Raw genomic sequence first — 1,568 nt, forward strand, 5'->3', positions numbered from 1 at the left:
AAACCGTTGATGTAGGCGAAGGACATGCGAAAGGTCCGGCGTAGAGGGTAAGACCCCCGTAGTCGAAACGTCAGCGGCTCGTTTGAGAGACACCCAAGTAGCACGGGGCCCGAGAAATCCCGTGTGAATCTGGCGGGACCACCCGCTAAGCCTAAATATTCCCTGGTGACCGATAGCGGATAGTACCGTGAGGGAATGGTGAAAAGTACCCCGGGAGGGGAGTGAAATAGTACCTGAAACCGTGTGCCTACAAGCCGTGGGAGCGTCGGAATGTGCTTGCACATTCTCGTGACTGCGTGCCTTTTGAAGAATGAGCCTGCGAGTTTGCGGTGTGTTGCGAGGTTAACCCGTTGTGGGGTAGCCGTAGCGAAAGCGAGTCCGAACAGGGCGATCGAGTAGCACGCTCAAGACCCGAAGCGGAGTGATCTAGCCATGGGCAGGTTGAAGCGGAGGTAAGACTTCGTGGAGGACCGAACCCACCAGGGTTGAAAACCTGGGGGATGACCTGTGGTTAGGGGTGAAAGGCCAATCAAACTCCGTGATAGCTGGTTCTCCCCGAAATGCATTTAGGTGCAGCGTCGTGTGTTTCTTGCCGGAGGTAGAGCACTGGATAGGCGATGGGCCCTACCGGGTTACTGACCTTAGCCAAACTCCGAATGCCGGTAAGTGAGAGCGCGGCAGTGAGACTGTGGGGGATAAGCTCCATGGTCGAGAGGGAAACAGCCCAGAGCATCGACTAAGGCCCCTAAGCGTACGCTAAGTGGGAAAGGATGTGGAGTCGCAGAGACAACCAGGAGGTTGGCTTAGAAGCAGCCACCCTTGAAAGAGTGCGTAATAGCTCACTGGTCTAGTGATTCCGCGCCGACAATGTAGCGGGGCTCAAGCGTACCGCCGAAGTCGTGTCATTGCAGCATGTACGGCCAACGCCGGCTGTGATGGGTAGGGGAGCGTCGTCTGCCGGGTGAAGCAGCACCGGAAGGTAGTTGTGGACGGTTGACGAGTGAGAATGCAGGCATGAGTAGCGATTCACACGTGAGAAACGTGTGCGCCGATTGACTAAGGGTTCCTGGGTCAAGCTGATCTGCCCAGGGTAAGTCGGGACCTAAGGCGAGGCCGACAGGCGTAGTCGATGGATAACCGGTTGATATTCCGGTACCCGCTGTGAAGCGTCAAACATCGAGCATCGTGATGCTAAGGCCGTGAAGCCGCCCCTGATCTCTTCGGAGTGAGGGGGAGTGGTGGAGCCGCTGAACCAAGCGGTTAGTAGGTGAGTGATGGGGTGACGCAGGAAGGTAGTCCATCCCGGGCGGTGGTTGTCCCGGGGTAAGGGTGTAGGACGGTGTGTAGGCAAATCCGCACGCCATGTGTCTGAGACCTGATGCCGAGCCGATTGTGGTGAAGTGGATGATCCTATGCTGTCGAGAAAAGCCTCTAGCGAGTTTCATGGCGGCCCGTACCCTAAACCGACTCAGGTGGTCAGGTAGAGAATACCGAGGCGTTCGGGTGAACTATGGTTAAGGAACTCGGCAAAATGCCCCCGTAACTTCGGGAGAAGGGGGGCCACACCT

Annotated in this window: 1 rRNA gene (running past one end of the window); it reads left to right on the plus strand. The window is 57.0% G+C overall.

The features are described 5' to 3' along the window. A 23S ribosomal RNA gene (locus ACH5A8_RS34510) occupies positions 1–1,568 on the plus strand; its annotated part runs 1,268 nt beyond the window's last position; the annotation flags it as partial.

This window comes from Streptomyces sp. NPDC018610 (assembly GCF_044391765.1).
GTDB lineage: Bacteria > Actinomycetota > Actinomycetes > Streptomycetales > Streptomycetaceae > Streptomyces.